Annotated in this window: 2 protein-coding genes and 1 pseudogene; 2 read left to right on the plus strand and 1 reads right to left on the minus strand. The window is 68.6% G+C overall.

Annotated elements, in window-relative coordinates:
* Positions 1-135 precede the first annotated feature (135 nt).
* A complete protein-coding gene (locus CCN51_RS50750; protein WP_043487228.1) occupies positions 136-630 on the plus strand; it encodes a MarR family winged helix-turn-helix transcriptional regulator in 495 nt (164 codons plus the stop codon).
* Positions 627-1,073 (plus strand): winged helix DNA-binding protein, encoded by a 447-nt coding sequence (locus CCN51_RS50755; RefSeq protein ID WP_014177907.1) that lies wholly within the window; start codon positions 627-629, stop codon positions 1,071-1,073. Before CCN51_RS50750 ends, CCN51_RS50755 begins: the two co-directional genes overlap by 4 nt.
* Before the next feature lie 30 nt (positions 1,074-1,103).
* On the opposite strand, the pseudogene CCN51_RS50760 reads toward CCN51_RS50755, so the two are convergent.
* Positions 1,104-1,293 (minus strand): annotated as a pseudogene (locus CCN51_RS50760) (hypothetical protein); the annotation flags it as partial.

A 1,293-nucleotide genomic window follows, 5' to 3' on the forward strand; every position in this document is an offset into this window, starting at 1 on the left:
GGGGCCGACCCGGGGCCCGGGGCCGATGCGTTCGCCAGGGTGCTCGCGATCACCGGGCGGGGCGGTTGGGCCGCGGGAAAATAGTAGCCATGCACATAATGGCCATGTACATAGTGGCCATGTATTGTATTCGGTGTGAGTTCAGCAGCTGAGAGCGCCACAGCAGGGTTCCTGGTCTGGCGCTTGTCGATGAAGTGGCGGGTGGCCGTCGATCGGGCGGTCGCGCCGCTGGGCCTGACCCATGCCCAGTACTCGTTGATGGCATCGCTCTACGGCATGTCGCGCTCCGGGCTGCGGCCCAGTCAGCGTCGGCTCGCCGACCACACAGGGCTCGAGCCGTTGTACGTTTCCAAGCTCGCCCGTGCCCTGGAGGCCGCCGGGCTCGTCGCCCGTACCCGGGACCCGAGCGACCCGCGCGCCATGCAGCTGTCGCTCACCGAGCAGGGGCGCGATGTCACACGCCGCGCGATCACAGTGGTCCAGGGTCTGCTGGATCAGTTGCTGGAGCCGCTCGGAGGACAGGACAGCGCGCGCACACGGCAGTTCAACCGCGAACTGGCGACCCTGCTCGACGTACCTCTTGACGTATCTCTTGATCCACACACCGAGAACGACGAGGAGCAGTCATGACCACCACCGCACCCACGGTCAATGGCCGGGCCATAGCCCTGGCCCACTACGCCGGGCGTTCCCTCGCGGAGGGCGTGCTGGCCCGCCACGGAGTCACGTTCCACCAGAGTGTGACACTCGTGGCCGTCGTGCTCGCGGGCGAGTCCATCGGCCGGGACGAGCTCGTCGCCGACGTCACCGGCTCACTGAAGACCGACGAGTCGGTCGTGCGCGGCGTGATCGAGGAGCTGACGGCCGCGAAGCTGCTGGAAGAGGACCCGGCGGAGGTGTCCCGGGTGCGGCTCACGGACGCCGGACGGGAGCTGTACGAGAGCACCTCCGCTGAGACCGCCGAGATCTCCGCCCGCCTGTACGCCGGGATTCCGGCCGAGGACCTTGCCGTCGCGGGCCGCGTGTTGGCACTGGTCACGCAGCGCGCGAACGCCGAGTTGGTCAGCGCCTGAGGTTCTGTCATCTGATCGAAGGCACGCGGTCTAGTCGGGCTGGTGTTCCGGGCCGCCGTAGTCGGGGCTGGTGAAGTCCGGGCTGGTGAAGCGGGGGCGGGTCTTGGGGACGTCGCCCTCCGTGGAGAAGCCGGGGCGGCTGTAGCCGAGGTGGGGTGTGCGGCCGGTGGCCTCGGACCGGCTGGGGGCGTAGGCCGACGACTCTCTCCTATACACATCT

It is taken from the genome of Streptomyces milbemycinicus (genome assembly GCF_002154605.1).
In the GTDB taxonomy this organism is placed as follows: domain Bacteria; phylum Actinomycetota; class Actinomycetes; order Streptomycetales; family Streptomycetaceae; genus Streptomyces; species Streptomyces milbemycinicus.

Excerpts from the sequence above, each read along its gene's own strand:
- CCN51_RS50755 (WP_014177907.1), top strand. The coding sequence starts at position 627 with ATGACCACCACCGCACCCACGGTCAATGGCCGGGCCATAGCCCTGGCC.